Source organism: Collinsella aerofaciens (genome assembly GCF_019131995.1).
In the GTDB taxonomy this organism is placed as follows: Bacteria; Actinomycetota; Coriobacteriia; order Coriobacteriales; family Coriobacteriaceae; genus Collinsella; species Collinsella aerofaciens_S.
Genome location: NZ_JAHONA010000005.1, coordinates 1 through 17,096 on the forward strand (window position 1 = coordinate 1; position 17,096 = coordinate 17,096).

At 60.2% G+C, this 17,096-nt stretch carries 13 protein-coding genes; 1 reads left to right on the top strand and 12 read right to left on the bottom strand.

Going from position 1 to position 17,096, the window contains the following annotated elements; genetic code table 11:
• Window positions 1-205: 205 nt before the first annotated feature.
• Window positions 206-2,158 carry a CAP domain-containing protein gene (locus KSY82_RS02520; RefSeq protein WP_217750168.1) on the bottom strand — a complete coding sequence of 651 codons (1,953 nt, stop codon included), beginning with the start codon at window positions 2,156-2,158 and terminating at the stop codon, window positions 206-208.
• Between the two features lie 307 nt (window positions 2,159-2,465).
• Between KSY82_RS02520 and KSY82_RS02525 the strand changes: the two genes are divergently transcribed.
• The gene (locus KSY82_RS02525) at window positions 2,466-3,605 is read left to right on the top strand and encodes a DUF389 domain-containing protein (RefSeq protein ID WP_217750169.1); all 1,140 of its coding nucleotides are present in this window, start codon (window positions 2,466-2,468) and stop codon (window positions 3,603-3,605) included.
• A gap of 126 nt (window positions 3,606-3,731) precedes the next feature.
• Here the strand turns inward: KSY82_RS02525 and KSY82_RS02530 are convergent, their stop codons facing one another.
• The 11 genes from KSY82_RS02530 to KSY82_RS02575 all read right to left on the bottom strand — a co-directional run bounded on the left by KSY82_RS02530 (window position 3,732) and on the right by KSY82_RS02575 (window position 17,093).
• Window positions 3,732-4,082, bottom strand: a complete 351-nt coding sequence (locus KSY82_RS02530; RefSeq protein WP_217750170.1) for a hypothetical protein — start codon at window positions 4,080-4,082, stop codon at window positions 3,732-3,734.
• Window positions 4,083-4,372: 290 nt separating this feature from the next.
• Window positions 4,373-4,882: an aryl-sulfate sulfotransferase gene (locus tag KSY82_RS02535; protein WP_217750171.1), complete on the bottom strand. Its 510-nt coding sequence runs from the start codon at window positions 4,880-4,882 to the stop codon at window positions 4,373-4,375.
• Window positions 4,883-4,967: 85 nt separating this feature from the next.
• Window positions 4,968-9,749 carry a 2-hydroxyacyl-CoA dehydratase gene (locus tag KSY82_RS02540; RefSeq protein WP_217750172.1) on the bottom strand — a complete coding sequence of 1,594 codons (4,782 nt, stop codon included), beginning with the start codon at window positions 9,747-9,749 and terminating at the stop codon, window positions 4,968-4,970.
• An 11-nt stretch (window positions 9,750-9,760) separates the two neighbouring features.
• The gene (locus KSY82_RS02545; protein WP_217750173.1) at window positions 9,761-10,471 is read right to left on the bottom strand and encodes a TetR/AcrR family transcriptional regulator; all 711 of its coding nucleotides are present in this window, start codon (window positions 10,469-10,471) and stop codon (window positions 9,761-9,763) included.
• 275 nt (window positions 10,472-10,746) lie between these two features.
• Window positions 10,747-10,872: a hypothetical protein gene (locus tag KSY82_RS10460; protein ID WP_260699404.1), complete on the bottom strand. Its 126-nt coding sequence runs from the start codon at window positions 10,870-10,872 to the stop codon at window positions 10,747-10,749.
• 156 nt (window positions 10,873-11,028) lie between these two features.
• Window positions 11,029-11,886: an HAD-IIB family hydrolase gene (locus KSY82_RS02550; RefSeq protein ID WP_217750174.1), complete on the bottom strand. Its 858-nt coding sequence runs from the start codon at window positions 11,884-11,886 to the stop codon at window positions 11,029-11,031.
• A gap of 115 nt (window positions 11,887-12,001) precedes the next feature.
• Window positions 12,002-13,264 carry an MFS transporter gene (locus KSY82_RS02555; protein ID WP_217750175.1) on the bottom strand — a complete coding sequence of 421 codons (1,263 nt, stop codon included), beginning with the start codon at window positions 13,262-13,264 and terminating at the stop codon, window positions 12,002-12,004.
• A gap of 101 nt (window positions 13,265-13,365) precedes the next feature.
• Complete coding sequence (locus KSY82_RS02560) at window positions 13,366-14,028, bottom strand: TetR/AcrR family transcriptional regulator (RefSeq protein WP_217750176.1); 663 nt, start codon at window positions 14,026-14,028, stop codon at window positions 13,366-13,368.
• Window positions 14,029-14,102: 74 nt separating this feature from the next.
• A complete protein-coding gene (locus KSY82_RS02565; protein ID WP_117734256.1) occupies window positions 14,103-14,441 on the bottom strand; it encodes a P-II family nitrogen regulator in 339 nt (112 codons plus the stop codon).
• A gap of 156 nt (window positions 14,442-14,597) precedes the next feature.
• Window positions 14,598-15,875, bottom strand: a complete 1,278-nt coding sequence (locus tag KSY82_RS02570) for an ammonium transporter (protein ID WP_254881678.1) — start codon at window positions 15,873-15,875, stop codon at window positions 14,598-14,600.
• A gap of 198 nt (window positions 15,876-16,073) precedes the next feature.
• A complete protein-coding gene (locus KSY82_RS02575) occupies window positions 16,074-17,093 on the bottom strand; it encodes a putative ABC transporter permease (protein ID WP_368042024.1) in 1,020 nt (339 codons plus the stop codon).
• Window positions 17,094-17,096: the final 3 nt, after the last annotated feature.

Below are 17,096 nucleotides of genomic sequence, written 5' to 3' on the forward strand. Positions count from 1 at the left end.
CATCCTCTGGACCGTGTCCCGCTCGTGCCTCGTGAGCCTTCCGTAGGCCCTCGGGACCGCCCTCGCGGAGCCCCTATTCTTCTTTCCGGACATGCCGTCCTCCGATCTCCCGGGGCCGGCCGGTCCGGCCCTCAGGGTATCGGGTTCCCACATTCATCCGCACATGTGCGGATGAATGTGGGAAGTGTTCGGATGAAGTTGATAATCAAGGATCGATGATGTTGAGATAATGCCCACACTCTTGATAGATGCTGTTGTAGTTCTGGGAGATATAATAGGCATCATATCGGTGGCTGCCGAGTTCGTCGCCATACTGCGCGACGTACTTATCGAATGCCTCCTTCTCTTGGGTGTAGAGGCCGGTGTAGGGCCAGCCGAGGGTATCCTCGGTCTCTCCGCCGGTATATGCGCCGCCGCCGCCGGCAAGATTTTCACCGTTATCATAGTAGCAGCCAGAGTGCCCCCAGATGTTCGATGAATACGATGTATTGAGGGCAGCTGCCACAGTCATGCGGAGGCTGACGCTGAGTGCCGACTGACCGTTCGCCTTGCGGAGGTTGTTCTGGGTATCGAGGTAGGTCAGGGCGTTGCGCATCTGCTCCAAGGAAAGCGGATTGGTGTCGCGAGACATGTCCTGATCGACGTACTGGTCATACCATTCGGCCTTGTCATCGGCGCCGGTCAACGTCGATACGGCATCCTGGGCGTTCTTTTTCTGCGTGGCTGTGAACTGGCTGCCGCCGATGATGTAGTTCATGAAGCCGAACATACCCTGACTGATGACTTCCTGGTCAACGGTCATGTTGGACTTTAGGTCTGCAATCTGCTGCTCAAGAGCCTCAACCTGGGCATTAGCAGCGTCATAAGCCTTTTCCGCGGCGTTCGAAGCGGCGCAGGCTGCCTCCCACTCGCTGCGCTTCTGCTTGCGAACTTCGACAAGCTTATCGTACTCAGCCTTCTTGTCGGCCTCGGTCTGCTGGGCCTGCTCGTATGCCGTCTTCGCGGCGTCACGCTTACTGGCCGCGTCCTTGTACTCCTTGTTTGCCGCATCGTATGCAGACTGGGCAGATGCCACAGCAGCGTTGGCGGCGTTGGCCTTCTCCTGCGCGGCAGCGACGGCAGCCTGGGCGGCCTGCAGATTTGTCTGTGCGGTGGCGTCGGCATCCGTCGCGGCATTGAGCTCCGCCTGCGCGGTCTTGAGCTCGCCAGCAGCAGCGATCTTGGCGGCCTCAAGCGCACTCAGGTCGACACCCGTACCCGAGACGGCAGCATCGAGCGCGGCCTGCGCCTGGTTGAACTTCTGCTGGGCGTTATCGCGCGCGGTGGTTGCGGCTGCGAGCGCAGCGGCAGTCTCCTGCTTCTTGGCCTGGGCAGTCGTCAAAGCTGCCTCGGTATTCTGCTTTTCCTGCTGGGCGTTGGCCTCGGCAGCCTTGGCCTGGTCCAGATTGTCCTGTGCAGTAGTAACGGCCTTATTGGCGTCATCGAGCTTTGCCCGCGCGTCCTCGACGGCCTTCTTGGCGGCCTCGTACTCGTCCATACCCATGGCCTCGAGCTTGGCCTGGGCATCATCGAGGGCCTTCTTGGCCTCATCCTGCTTTGCCTTGGCGTCCTTGAGCGCCTGGGTCTTATCCTCGACACTCTTGTTGGCCTGTTCGAGCTGATCGTTCAGGTCGCCCAGCTTCTTCTGCTGCTGCTCGGTCTTTTCGACGGCTGCCTTAAGCTCGTCGATCTTCTCCTGAAGCGCGGCTACCTCGGCCTCGTTCTGCTCGGCGGCGTTATCGGTCACGGCCTGCGAGGCCTGATCCTTTTGCTGCTGAGCCTGCTTTTGAGACTGACCCGCCGCGTCGGCCTTCTTCTGGGCGGCATCGTAGGCGGCCTGAGCGTCCTTGAGCTGCTTTGCCGACTCCTCGGCCAGCTGGGCAGCCGTCTTTACGACCGCTTGGTTACCGGCGGCAACGGTATTCTCTACAGAACTACCCCCCCCCTGAACAGAATCGCCGTTATCGGTCGACGGTGCGGCGATTGCCGCCAGCGGCGACATGAGCGGCTGAGCGATGAGGCCCGCCGTCAAAACGGTTGCGACGGCGCGGTTAGCAACGCCCTTGACGTTGACAGTCTTGGCCCGAGGCTCAAAGTGTTGTGGACTGTAGTTTGCCATGGCTTTCTCCCTTTGACACGGATGTATCCATACGTATCAAACGGTAGCTGTCGATTTTTGAATTCTGTTGCGCAACATTGGTCACCAGCGGATTTTTTGAAATTCGCGCTCTCGTGCTACACAATTTCGTCACATATGTAGGAGCTGGTGCATCATATTCTTGCGGGATCGAATTGAGCCTATGATTTGCATTTGCCCCCGCGTCATCTGCCCCATCGGATTCCGCATCCAACAGACACCCCGCCCGCCACGGTGTAGAGTTAGGACAACGGGCGCGTTGCGCGGACCGCGCTGGAACGAGGTGGACATGGAACTCGACAAACAACAGATCAAGCGACTACGCGAACGCCATCACCGGCGCCACGGCATCCGCCCTGCTCATAGTGAGGCTGCCGAGCAGGCTGGTCGCTTTTTAAAGCGCGCGTTCAACATTCGCGAGGGACGCGCGCCCTATCACGTGATCCGCAAGCGTTTTGTAAACGGGGCGCGTCTGACTGGCTCCCACCTATGCATCCTCATCATCGCCATGCTGATCGCGAGCATCGGCCTCGATATCGATTCGGACATCGCCATCGTGGGCGCCATGCTCATCTGCCCGCTCATGGGCTCGGTCCTTGCCATGGCATACGGCATCGCCACGCTCGACCGCGAGATTACCGTCGAGGCCGTCGCCAGCCTTGCGCTGCAGATGGCCTTTTGCCTGGTCACGTCCACGCTGTACTTTAAGCTCTCGCCCCTTGGCACCACCACGGCCGCCATCATCGACAACTCTACACCCACCGTCTGGGACCTTACCGTCGCACTCGCAGGCGGCTTTGCAGGCGGGCTGGGCAACTCGCGCGACCAGGAACCCGCCACGCTCATCGCCGGCGTGGCCGTGGCGACCGCGCTCATGCCGCCTCTGTGCGCGGCGGGCTATGGCATCGCCATCGCAAGCGGGTCGCTGTTTCTCTCGGCGCTTTACGAGTTTGGCATCAACGTGGTCTTTATCGCACTCGCGGCCGAAGCCGTATTACTTATCTTGCGCGTGCCGCTCAAGCGCGACCTCAACGGCGACGGCATTGTAACCGCCGAAGAAGATGCCGAGGTCGACGAGCTATCGCGCAAGGTGCGCCGCCGCATCATTGTGGGTACGGTAGTCTTTGCCATCCCCTGCATCGTTATGACGGCGGGGTCTATTGGCTCGGCGCAGACCGGCGTGCAGGACGGCTACGGTGTCACCGAAACTACGCGCGAACTTGCCGCGGTGCTGCCGGGCTTTAAGGATTACACCGTCGCCGTCGAGACCTCGGCTACCGAAGGCGAGGAGGAGGGCGTCGTCGAGCGTGAGATTGTCGCCCATGTGACGACAGGCGAGGCGCTTGGGGCACACGACCGCCACGTCGCCCGCAAGCTCATCGACCTCAACGTGCCCGAACTCGATCGCGTGGAGTTCGATGTGAAGTGATGCAGAGCGCGGGATGAATGCTCGCACGGACGCAAGTTACGACGAGGCGCAGGTGCGATACGGACACGAGCAAATAGCGGGGTGCAGTTCACACCCGCGCCCCGCTCGCTTTTTTATTGCCGTGAATCAACTGTCCAGATCGACATCGCCAGACTCCACCGTAAACGCCGGATCGGTGCTCACAAGATAAAATCGGGTCACCTTAGTATCTCTAATTAGGTAAATCTGCCCCTGATTGCGTCGGCGCGATATATACGCAACGTGAACCGTACCGAATTCTTTGCCGTTTTCCTTCTTTAATACCAGGATGTTGGGGTCATCCGTACGCTTAAACTGCCCGTCTGTGCAGATTCCGTCTTGGTCGACCAGCTGCCATCGACAGTTGTCCTCCTCAAGAAAGGCCAGGGTTTCCAGACTCGTCTTGTCGTCCCGATAGTAACCGTCAATGGCAAACCCTTCGGAAGCGCACTCCTGCATATAGGACGTTTCTCGGCTTATAGCAAACAGCCCTGTAGCGCCCAGGAGCACAGCCAGGCAGACCACTGCAAGGGTTATCGAAATAGCACGGCGGCCCATGTTAGCCCAACCGATAGTTGTTTAACGGAGCGCGAAACATACCTGGAGCCTCCAATGTCAGAGGGGAACGTCCCCAGCAGGCTGGCGACAACTATATGCTTCTTTTATCAAACCATATGGCTGCCACTCGCGGAGGGGGTATCGGCGAGCGGCGTGTTTTCATACTCCATTGGTCAAACCTAAGCGCAGCCCTACAGCTCGTACTTGTACACGCGGTAGATATACTTTTCGGCTTCCATCTCGTAGGTAGCGATGGGCAGACCGTAGCGGTCGTACTCGGTGAAGGTCTTGGCCTGACCCGATGCCACGAGCATGCTGTTCGAATTGCCGACGCGCTGCACACTGCTAACGTAGCCCGAGAACGGCACCGCGATCTGGTCTTCGAGCCCGTAGGTGCGTGCCACCTCGTCCACCGTAAAGATGCGCCCAAACGAATGCGAGCCGCGGCTGTAGTCGGTCACCACCGCGGCGCCCAGCTGGCCCCAGTCGAACTTGGGATAGCTTTCGGCCGCACCAAAGTTGTTGTCGTATAGCAGCACCTGGTAGCGACCAGTCGTTGCCGTGTCAGAACTCGGCAGATACGTCACGCTGTGCTGGCCCGCGTTGAGCGAAAAATCGCCCTGGGCCTGCAGCAACTTTTCCTCAAAGCCCAAACCGGCCCAAAAATCGGGCAAGCCCACGGAAGGCTGTAGCAAGGTCATTTGCGCAACATATGTTCAGCAAAAACGGGTGGTAGCCGGTACGGCCACCACCCGTTTGTCTCATATCTAGCACATAGCAGGCCAGTTACTTCTTAATGCCGCGTCCCAGACGCTCGGCGACCGATGCAACGGCCTCTTCGCTGGCCGGCCCGCAGCTCACGCAGCCGTCATGGGCACGCATCTGGCCGGTGACCTCGTCCATCGCGAGCGGCGCCACCTTCTCGAGCTTAAAGCCCTTACCGGCGCGCATGTTTTCCTTGGCCACGCTGATCATGAGCTTAATGCGGTTGAGCTGGTTGACCTCGGACGCGCCGGGGTCGTAGTCCACTGCGACGATGTTGCTCTCGGGGTGCTGACGGCGCAGTTCCTTGATCACGGCCTTACCCACCACGTGGTTGGGCAGGCACGCGAAGGGCTGCGTGCAGATAATGTTGGGTGCACCATGGTCAATCAGGTCGAGCATCTCGGCCGTGAGCAGCCAGCCCTCGCCCATGTTGTTGCACACCGAGAGCACCGTGCGAGCCTTGTCGGCCATAGTGTCGATGCGCTCGGGCGCCTCAAAGCGGCTGGACTTTTCGAGCATCTCCTCCACCGGCGTACGCATCCAGTCCACCAGCTTGATGAGCGCCTGCATACCAGCGCGCGTGGTAGCAGAGCTTCCCAGCTCGTCCTTCTGTAGCTCGGCGTTGCTCATGGAGTACAGGAAGAAGTCGAGCAGACCCGGCACCACAGCCTCGCAGCCCTCGCGCTCAATGACATCGACCACGTGGTTGTTGGCCGTGGGATGGAACTTGACCAGGATCTCGCCAACCACGCCCACGCGCGGCTTGGTACCCTCGCCCACAAGCGGCATGGTGTCGAACGCGCGGATGGCCTCGCGGCACAACTTGGTGTAATTATGCCTGTTGAACTTAGGCGCCAGCTTGCGGGCGCGCGCCATGTACTCCTCGTAGAGTGCGTTGGCGGCACCGGGCGTGGCCTCGTACGGGCGGCAACGATAGAGCATCTGCATCATGACGTCACCAAAGAGCACTGCGTAGACTGCCTGCTTAAGCAGTGCCGGCGTAATCTTAAAGCCGGGGTTGTCCTCGCCCAGCGCCACGGCCGAAAGCGAGATCACCGGGATCTCGGGGTGGCCGCTCTCGCGCAGGGCCTTGCGGATGAGCGCGATGTAGTTGGTGGCACGGCAGCCGCCGCCGGTCTGGCTGATGACCACGGCCGTCTTGGACAGGTCGTACCGACCGCTCTCGATGGCCTCCATAATCTGGCCGGTCACCAAAATGGACGGATAGCAAATGTCATTGTTCACATAGCGCAGGCCGGCCTCGACAGCATCGTGATCGGTCGAGGGCAGCAGCTCCAAGTTGTAGCCGGCACCGCGGAACACCTCTTTGACCAGGTCAAAGTGGATCGGCGCCATCTGCGGGCACAGAATGGTGTAGCCTTCGTCGCGCATCTGCTCGGTAAAGGGCACCTTGGGCCACGCGGTCGAAGCACTCTCGCGCTGCGCCTCGAACGTGTACTTACGGCTCGCGAACGCGGGGGCATCCGTGGAGGGTGCCACCGGCGCGGCGTCGCCCTGCTCGTATGCCTCGCCCGCGGCCGTGGCCTCGGCCAGGCGCTCGGCCTCCTGGTCCTTAAGCGCGGCCATGAGCGAGCGGATGCGGATGCGCGCGGCGCCCAGGTTGGACACCTCGTCGATCTTGAGCACGGTGTAGATCTTGCCGCTGGCTTCCAGAATCTCCTGCACCTGATCGGTGGTCAGAGCGTCCAGGCCGCAGCCGAAGGAATTGAGCTGGATCAGGTCCAGGTCGTTGCGCATCGTCACAAAACGGGCGACGGCGTACAGGCGGCTGTGGTACATCCACTGGTCGACGACGCGAATCGGACGCTCGGGCTTTACCAGATGCGCAAGCGAATCCTCGGTAAAGACCGCAAAGCCAAAGCTCGAGATAAGCTCGGGCAGGGCGTGGTTGATCTCGGGGTCGTTATGGTAGGGACGACCGGCGAGCACGATGCCGTGACCGCCATGGTCCTCGACCCACTTAAGAGCCTCCTCGCCCATGGTCTGGATATCCTCGTGGAAACGCGCATCGGCCTCAAAAGCAGCGTTGACGGCGGCATCGACCTCGGAGCGCGTGATCTTGGGACCGCGCACGCGACCGCGACCGGCTTGCGCATCGGCCACACGGTCGACGGCGAGCACCTGGTACAGGCGGCGCTTGAGCTCGGTCTTGTCGTGATACGGCACAAACGGATACAGGAACTCGATGTTCTGCTCGCGGATCTCGTCGATGTTGAGCGCCAACGCCGTGGGGTAGCTCATGACGATGGGGCAGTTGTAGCAGTTGCCGGCGGTCGGATCCTCCTTGCGCTCCCAGCGCACGCACGGCATCCAAATGAAGTCGACATCGCGGTCGATAAGGTTCATCACATGGCCGTGGCTCATCTTTGCCGGGTAGCACACGCTCTCGGACGGCATGGACTCGATGCCCGCCTGGTAGGTCTTCTTGCTCGACTGGTCGGACAGCTGCACGCTAAAGCCCAAGCGCGTAAAGAACGCATGCCAGAAGGGGTAGTTCTCGTACATGTTGAGCGCGCGCGGGATGCCGACGGTACCACGCGGGGCCTCGTCGGGGCTCAGTACCTCGCGGTCAAAGAGCAGCTCGTTTTTCTTTTTGAAGAGATTGGGGGCCTCGGTCTTCTGCTTTTTGTGGCCGGCGCCCTTCTCGCAGCGGTTGCCGGTGATAAAGCGCCTGCCGCCGCCAAAGTCGTTGACGGTAAGCTGGCAGTTGTTGGAGCAACGGCCGCAGCGGACGTGCTTTTGCGTCACGGTGAGGTGCGCGATGTCCTCGGCCGAAAGGATGGTCGAGGTGCCATCGGCGCCGGCGCGATCGCGGGCGAGCAGGGCAGCACCATAGGCGCCCATGCAGCCGGCGATGTCGGGGCGCACGGCATGGACGCCGGTGAGCTGCTCGAACGCGCGCAGCGTGGCATCGGACATAAAGGTGCCGCCTTGGACGATCACCTGGCTGCCGATCTCCTTGGGATCGCGCAACTTAATGACTTTGAACAGGGCATTCTTGATGACGGAATAGGACAGGCCGGCCGCAATGTCGCCCACCGTGGCGCCTTCCTTTTGCGCCTGCTTGACGCGCGAGTTCATAAAGACTGTGCAGCGACTGCCCAGGTCGACCGGGGCCTTGGCATGGATGGCGGCATCGGCAAACGCGCGCACGTCCATGTTCATAGAGACGGCGAAGCTCTCGATAAAGCTACCGCAACCCGACGAGCAGGCCTCGTTGAGCATGATGTGCTCGATAACGCCGTCCTTGACGCGCAGGCACTTCATGTCCTGGCCGCCGATGTCCAGGATAAACTCGACGCCGGGCAGGAATGCCTTGGCGCCGCGCAGGTGCGCAACGGTCTCGATCTCGCCGGAGTCGGCCTTGAGGGCCTCGATGAGCAGCGCCTCGCCGTAGCCCGTGGTGGTCACGTGGCCGATGGTGCAGCCGGCAGGGATGTGATTGTAGAAATCGGCCATGATGACCTTGGCCGTGCCCAGGATGTCGCCGTTGTTGTTGCCGTACCAGGTGTGCAACAGCTGGCCGTCCTCGCCCACGAGCGCGGCCTTCATGGTGGTGGAACCGGCGTCGATGCCGATGAACACGCGGCCGGTGTAGCCTTCGAGTTTGCCCTTGGGGACGACTTCCTGGTCGTGGCGGGTTTTGAACTCGGCGAAGTCCTCGTCGGTGGCAAAGAGCGGATCCAGGCGCTCGACCTCGGCACCCTGTGTGTCACCCAGGCTGTCGATAGCCTCGATGAGCTGCGGGAACGTGCTGAGCTTGTTGGACTCGTGCGCCATGGCGGCGCCGCTCGCCACAAACAGGTGAGCGTTTTGGGGCACGATACGGTGCTCCTCGTCCAGGTTGAGCGTGAGGTAGAAGCGGTGGCGCAGCTCGGAGAGGTACTGCAGCGGGCCGCCCAGGAAGGCGACGTTGCCGCGGATGGGACGGCCGCATGCCAGGCCCGAGATGGTCTGGGTCACGACGGCCTGGAAGATGGAAGCGGCGACGTCCTCGGGGCGGGCGCCTTCGTTGAGCAGCGGCTGGACGTCGGTCTTGGCAAAGACGCCGCAGCGGCTGGCAATGGGATAGATGGTGGTGGCGTTGGCCGCGAGTTCGTTAAGGCCGCTGGCGTCGGTGTGCAGCAGAGTGGCCATCTGGTCGATGAAGGCGCCCGTGCCGCCGGCGCAGGTGCCGTTCATGCGCTGCTCGATGCCGTTGTCGAAGTAGATGATCTTGGCGTCCTCGCCGCCCAGCTCGATGGCAACATCGGTGGCCGGGATGAGGGTCTCGACGGCACGCTTGCTGGCGATGACCTCCTGGACAAACTCCAGGTCGAGCCACTGGGACAGCAGCAGACCGCCCGAGCCGGTAATGGCGCAGGTCATCTGGGCCGTCGGCAGCACGGTCGCAGCGCCCTCGAACAGGTCGCGGGCGCAGGCGCGGACGTCGGTGTGGTGGCGCTGGTACTTGGCGTAGACGATCTGGTTGTCGTCGTTGAGCACGGCGAGCTTGACGGTGGTGGAGCCCACGTCGATGCCCAGGTGCAGGTTGCCGCGAGCGTTCTCGGGGTTGAAGATCGCGCCTTCGGGGGCCTGGGCGGCGGCTACGGGCTCAGCGGCGGTGGCGGGCTCGCTGACGACGGACGTCTCCCCTGCCACGTTCTTGGCATCGGCAACTGCCTCGGCAACTTTCTCGGCAGCCGCGGTCGCGGCCTTCTGCGCGGCGTCCACCACGGCGGGCGCGGCCTCGCGTGCGGCAGCGACCACACGGTCTTTAATGCCCTCGACGAGTTTGCTCATTGTCTCTCCTCTTAGTTGTTGGACTCGACGGTTGCGGTGGTGTCGACCGCGTCCTCGAGCTGCAGGTTCAATAGCTTCATGCCGTATTCCGGCACGTTGATATCGATGGGTTGGCCATACAGGTCGCCGGGGCGCACAAAGGCGATAACCGTCATAATGCGCGCCATGGTCTCGGGCGATTCAGAAAGGTCACGCTCAAACCAACGCTGGATCATGCCGACCTCGGCACTCACGACATAGGTGACGTAGTAGTCAAAGAAGGTGCCCAGCGCCAAGCCCAAAATGCCCGTCTGTGCGCGCGGCACCACGGCCTCGCGTGCGGTATCGATGATCTTTTTAATAAAGGCGGGGTCGCCGCCCGGGCCCAGCAGCGATCCGATTAAATCGCGGTTGGCCGCAAGGTAGCGCAGCAACTCAACCGAACCGGGTGCCGGCTCGAGCTCATCGATGTTGTGATAGAGATCGGGCAGCTGAGCTGCGGTGATGAGCTCAATGCGCTCACGGATCTCGGCCAGCAAGCCGTCCTCGATTTGATTGATAAAGTCGGGGATATCGCGGTAGTGCGAATAGAACGTGCGGCGCGTAAGGCCAGCGCGCTCGGTGAGCGACGCGACATTAATGCGCGAAAGGTCACCGCTTTCGGCAAGCTCGCTGGCAAGTGCCTGGCGAAGGGCACGCTGCGAGCGAAGGGACCGGCGGTCGCATTTTTCGAGCTGGGACAAGCGTCCTCCTTGTTACTCAGCCTGTGCGCTATTGCACAGTGCGAGTATTATTGCACACCGTGTGCATCAACACGTAAAGGCAATATTTTGGATGTGTTAAAGGGACAGTTTCTTTGCCATATTCAGCGACCGCCTAGGTTGTGCCAGTTGTGCCTGGCTTTTGGAGCAGCATTGCCGATTGTTCAAAATATCATTCGTGGGTAGAATAGTGTCGACGGCAGCCCAAGTTCTGGAAAGCTGGGCAGCGCCGTTGCTTGGATTAAGGGGTCAACGCCTTAGCGGCGGCGACCCCTTTTACGTTGCTTCGAACGTTGCTTGAGTGCCTCGGAAAGCCCGACGAGTGCCGTGGAGAACGAGACCAAAGCGGTCAGAAGTCTCACGAAATCAATCAGATCGGTCATGGGCATCACCTCCCATCAGATGGAGGGCGTTGCCCGGCACATGGAACTGCCGCCAACAGTATCAATTCTATCAAAGCGCAGTTAGATATGCGAATGTTTGTTCGTATTTCAAGAGACCAGCGTCACCTGTGACAAAGGGGCTGTCCCTTTGTCACATTATTCGATGACGGTGCGAGAGTTTTGCTTGCGCATGGTGGCGAGCATGTGTTTGGGGACGGCGTGGACCATGCAACTGCCGATAGTTGCGCTCGCGGCGGCCTTGGCGGCATCGCTTGCGTTTTTGGTCGCGTAGCTGTGGCGGAAGCGTTTGAGCATGGCGATGTCGTTGCCGCCGTCTCCGTAAACCGCGACCTCATCCTCGGCAATGCCGTAGTAGCTCGCCAGCCAGGCCACGCTCTCGCCCTTGTTGCACGCCACGTCCGTGATCTCGAACATCACCGGATCGAACGGCGCGTTGACCACGCGGTCCGATCGCTCGGCCAAATACGCCTTAAGGTCGCGCTCCAGCTCGGGCGAGGTCACGCGACAGTTAATCTTGCATACATCGTGACGCAGGATGTCGCCGATCGACTGATCGAAATACTGCTCCTCGTGATACCCGCCACGTGCACGCATACCGCGCATCACGATGCGCTTGATAGGACTGTCTTTTTTAAAGCCTGCCTGGTGCATCTCGAACGATCCACTCGAGAACATGCCATCGGGCGTGGAGCAGTCAAAACAGATATCCGGAAACTCCTTGAGCAGCTCCTCGGTAATCTGCGAGTCGATGATCCAGGTCCTGAGCACCTCGCCATGGCTGTCGCGCACGATGGACCCATTGGAGCAGCAGGCGTCGAGTGCCAGGCCCGTAAAGCCATGCTCGCCAATCGGCAGCGTCGAGCGCCCGGTCGCGGGAACCACATGCAGGCCAGCCTCGGTCAGCTCGCGAATGGCACGGCGGATGGTCCCATCTGCCTCGTGCAGGGCGTTCAGCAGCGTTCCGTCTAAGTCACTCGCAAACATCTTGATCATGGATACGCCTCTCCTTCGTCTGCACGATATTGTAGACGAAGGAGAGGCATGCCTAAACAATGCCGTCCCGGCGCGGCGTGCCACTGTCTCCACAAATTCACGGTCCCCCAGCGCCTTAAGACATTCGCCATAAGCGACTTTTCAGCCGATTAAACAGCGCCGTCGTCGACGTCAGCACCGCCAACATTCCTGCGAATACAATCGCCGGAGCCCATCGATCATATGCGAGCCCGTAAACCAATTGGCCAATAGGCGTTGCACAGGAAAGCATCATATAAACGAGTGCCAGCACTTTTCCGCAGAGTTCCTTTGGCGCTGACCGCTGAACAAATGAAACGATTTCAACCGATGTAATGCTTGCCCACGCCATGACCCATGCCGAGCCGGCCGCAAGCGCGGCAAACGCCAGTTCATCAGGACCGCTCAGTAGCGTAACAATAATCGGTACGACTCCAAAACAGATCATCGCAACATATCGACATATGCCCTTGAAGGAAAAACGATGCGGCCAAATACCGACCAAACCACTGCCGACAAGACCACCTAAGCCCATAGCCACCTCAATAATCCCAACAAAGGATGACTGCATTCCGAGATGCTTTGCAACGATGACGGGAGCACCAATCGTTAACCCAACTAACGCAAGGTTCAAAATAGCTGCAAGCAAAAACACAACGAGCAATGATGCGTTTTGCAACAGATACCGAATCGACTCCCGAAAATCGCTTCGGTATGTCGAGCAAGTCGTACTGTCCCCTGTCATTCCAGATGAGGCATTTCGCTTGAGTGCGCCCCCGAACAGCAGGGCTGACATCGCAAACGTCAACGCCGCGGTTTCGCATAGAGCATCGATACCGAAGCACCCATAGACTGCCGTCCCGACTACAGGCCCCAAGATATTGCTCGCCATGGTTATCTGCGAGACCAGCGCAGTGGCACGCTCAACCTTTTCTGGGCCCGTCATGCGCACCGTCTCAATTTGAAGCATCGGTTTCAGCAGCGATTGGATACCATATTGGACGCAAAGCATTGCTACCACGACAACGGCAAGAGGCAGCGAACGCTTCATGGGGATAAACAACAGTGATGCAGCCATCAGAACAATGCCGAGCACCACAAGAACCCCGCGATGTCTCCCGCGATCCGCCAAGATTCCGCCAGCCGGAGTCGCGAGCACGCCTGGTATGAACGCTATCGCCGCGACGGCGCCATATAACGTTGACGAGCCGCTGCAATCGAACAAGTAGAGCGGACACGCAAAGCACAGTGCTGACAACATTGAATACGCACACAGCTGTGCAACAAGAAGGCCAAATAGTCTGATAGATCGCACTGTTTTTGGCGCCAACGAAACGCTAATTCTTCGCATCCCAGCCATAAGCCTGCCCCCAAATACATACCGATAGTATGTATTTAATGACTTGAAAAGGGCAGCCGTGGCTACCCTCGCAAATCAATTACATACCGTTGGTATCTATATTACCACCCGGAACGGTCCCATACGTCCCAAATCAGCGCCGTTGTCTGAAGCACTTCTTCCCCCAAATCGAGTCCCACCGCAGCAGCCATCTGCGCCAAACATTGAGCGCGAGCGAGCATTCGATCCTTGGTCTCGAGTGGACGGAACAGCGGCAGCAGCCAAAGATTCGCCAACAACGATACGGCCTCCGCCGCTTCGCGCGGGCATTCGCACGCAATGGAGCCGTCGGCGACGCCCTCCTCGATCACTGGCAAGAGATAGCCATCGGCCGACTCGTCAAACGAACCTTGGTACTGCATCGCCAGCAGCCGCGAGCTTTTTACCGGATCCGCCGCAGGATGCATGCGTGCCCATAGCTCAATTTGTGGAACGACGGACTCGGGCGCGTACAGCCGCTTGAGCTTTTGGGCCCCCGTCATATTGCCAGCACCAAGTGTCGCGCGGCGGTGCTCAACAATCGGAGCCATTGCCCGATCAAATGCGGCGTTGAAAATCTCCTCTTTGCTCTTAAAGTGATGATAGACAGCACCCTTGGTCATGCCATCGAGGCGGTCGACGATGTCTTGAATGCTCGTCCCCTCATAACCCTGTGCGCAGAATAACTCCAGCGCCGCGTCGAGAATCTTCGCGACCGTCTCCTCGGGATATTTATTACGACCCATAATCCGTCCATCCGCAACGCAAGTCTTGTGCCTTATTGCAGTATTTTAACGTTGCGGATGGCAGGCGTTCGATCCTACACCGCGGCGGGGCCGTGTTCGCCGGTACGGATGCGGATAACCTCCTCGACCGGCTCGACCCAGATCTTGCCATCGCCGACGGCTCCGGTGCGTGCGGCGTTGCAGATAATCTCGACAATGCCGTCGACATGTTCATCGGCACAGATGAGGGTGAACTGCACCTTAGGGATCGTGTTGACAAGCAACTCGTTGCCGCGCACGTATTCCTTCCAGCCATGCTGAGCGCCGCAGCCCTGCACCTGGTTGATGGTCATACCACGAACATCAGCAGCAAACAGCGCGTCTTTAAGAACCTCAAGCTTCTCGGCGCGAACGATCGCCGTAATCTTCTTCATAGTGAATTCCTCTCTTTAATATAGAAATGAACCGCTCATTCACATGGCACGGGTTTTCCAGGTGCCCGAGATTGCCCCGAAAGAGGAGCGCCGCGTACTTCGGTACGCAAGCGACGGTTTGAGGGGCAAGGTCGGGTGCCTGGGAAAGCCGTGCTGCTAATCGAGTCCGGAGAACGAGGGATATGCGCTCTCGCCGTGCTGACTCGCATCCAAGCCCAGCGCCTCGTCGGCCTCGTCCACACGTAGGCTGCCGTGGAACAGCGCCTTGACCACCGCGGCGATCACCAAATCGAGCACCAGCACAATAGCGACCGTCACCACAATGCCCAAGATCTGCGAGATGAGCAGCGACACGTCGCCCGTGTAGAACAGGCCGCCCTTACCGGTCCACGAAAGCCCCGGCACGCAAAACAGGCCCGTGAGCACGCCGCCCAAAATGCCGCCGATGCCGTGGCAACCGAACGCGTCGAGCGCATCGTCGTAGCCAAACTTGGTCTTAAGATGGCTAATGGCCAGGTAGCAGACAGGCGATACGATCAGGCCCATGACCAGCGCCGCCCACGGCTCGACAAAGCCCGCGCCCGGCGTGACCACCACAAGGCCCGCAACCAGACCGGTGCTGGCGCCCACCAGCGTGGGGCGACCGGTGTGCACGCGCTCGACGGCAAGCCACGAGACCATGCCCGCCGCGCTGGCCGTCACGGTATTGAGGATGGCAAGTGCCGCCACGGCGTCGGCCTTGAACTCGCTGCCGCCGTTAAAGCCAAACCAGCCAAACCAAAGCAGGCCGGCTCCCAGCGCCACAAACGGCACGTTATGCGGACGGTAGCTCACCATGCCAAAGCCGCGACGACGGCCGAGCATTAAGCAGAGAATCAGGCCCGTAAGACCAGACGAGATGTGCACCACGTCGCCGCCGGCAAAGTCGAGCGCGCCGATGATATCGCCAATAAAGGAGCCCTCGCCGCCCCAAACCATGTGAGCGAGCGGCGCATAGACCACGAGCAGCCAAATACCCAGGAAGGCCGTCGTGGCACCGAACTTAACGCGGCCGGCCAGGCTGCCCGTGACGATAGCAGCCGTGATCATGGCAAATGCCATCTGGAAGGCGATGTTGATGATCTGAGGGTAGACGACACCGTCCGCAGCATTGCCCTCAGCCGCCTGCAGCACCTGGTTGAGCACCGGCAGGCACAGCAGCTGGTCAAGGCCTCCAATAAACGGACTCGAACCGTCGCCGCCATAGGCCAGAGACCAGCCGGCAACAATCCACAGCACACCAACCAGACCAATGGCGCCAAAGCACATGAGCATGGTGTTGATGACATTTTTGCGCCTGGACAGGCCGCCATAGAAAAACGCCAGACCCGGTGTCATTAAAAACACGAGCATGGTGCAGATGAGCATAAACGTTGTCGATCCCGTATCGTACATTCGCTCTCCCTTGGTCGCATGAACGTTGTCGGCGCCCATAATGCGGCCGAGGGGCAACTGGTGTAGACCAGATACGGCGTTGTTAAACGCGGCGTTGTCGAATGGAAACGGCGCCGCAATCTTGGAAACGGCGCGGCAACGGACGCGAAACGAACGGGAAATACGCGAGCAAGGAAGCCGTGAGCGCGCCCGTCTCGGCTAGTGGCGGAACAGCTCGCGGGCTCGGTCGCGGAGATTAGTTGCTCGAATGACGCCTTCGTAGCGATTGATGCGCAGACGCGGGAAGGCGTTAAAGAAGCGTAGGTCGCGGCGGCTGAGCGACACGCTTGGCACCGGACGGCTCATGCGCTTGCCGGCAAGGCGACGACTGAGCGACGGACGCGGCATGCTCGGCGCGGCATCGGCCACACGGCGGGCAGCAAGTGCCAGGCCGCGAGCACCATCCGAGATAAACGTCGGCATCGAAGCCTTCTCGCGCAGGGCATCGAGCGTCGCGTCGCCCAGCTCCGCCAGCCACGCGTTAACGGCACGGCTGCGGATATGCGTCTGTGCCACCGAGTCGATCGCCGAATCGGGAATACGTTCGAGCATGGAGTCGGACGCATCGGCAAGCGACTCGTTGATGCGGTCGGCAAGATCGGCGCGCACGCACTCCAGCTGATCGGACAGACGCCGCCAGCTCGCCAGCGAGCACAACGCGTCGACCATCATCGCGACCGCGACGATAAAGGCGGACAACCGCACAATCAGCACCGGCAGACGGCCAAGCAGCCCCAGCAATGCCGGCTCCACTAAACGGCAAATACACAACGCACCCAAGCCAAACGCGCAGGCCCAGTACAGACAGATGCGTCCGTGCAAGTTAAACGGCAGGTGCGAGTAATCCCAAAAGCGAGCGCCCGTTGTTTTTTCCAACAGCACGCCTACGCTGTACTCAATCACGCTGCATACGAGCGCTGCAGCGACAAACTGGCTCGAGGCATCCGGAATCCCGCGCAACAGCAGCCAGCAGGCAATGCCGCCCACACCATAGATAGGACAACACGGCCCCAGCAAAAAGCCACTGTTGGCAAATCGTCCGTGATTGAGCATGGCGCATACTGTCGACTCCCATGCCCAACCGCAAAACCCGTAAAAGGCAAACGAGAGCACCAGTGCCGAGAGTGGGCAGGCGGCAAGCGTCGCGCCGCAAAACGCAGTATCAATCGCGGTCCCCACCGT